Source organism: Streptomyces sp. P17 (assembly GCF_032436805.1).
Lineage (GTDB): Bacteria > Actinomycetota > Actinomycetes > Streptomycetales > Streptomycetaceae > Streptomyces.
On record NZ_JAVRBF010000711.1, the window covers coordinates 1 to 278 of the forward strand.

1 pseudogene is annotated in these 278 nt (G+C 55.4%); it reads right to left on the bottom strand.

Annotated features, from left to right (window positions below):
• A pseudogene (locus tag RMT89_RS42685) lies at positions 1 to 278 on the bottom strand (glycosyl transferase); the annotation flags it as partial.

Genomic DNA, 278 nt, shown 5'->3' on the forward strand with positions numbered 1-278 from the left:
GCGTGATATTGCTGCTCGGGAATGTCTTCTGAAAGGCCGAACGGAACGACTGCGATCAGATCGCTCAGTGAGTTGTCCGATTCGTACGTCATTGCATTTACGCGGCCGACTGCCGCGAGCTGACCCAGCCAGAACAGACGCTGCTTCTCCGACGCGCAGATAAAAAAGTCTGCTCGCGCAAGTTGTTCGTTCAGAACCTCAGTCGCCGTCAGAACTTGCGAGTTCCAGCGATCGAACTGGGTATCCCTCGCTTGTTCGAGCTGTTCCAGATGAAGCGG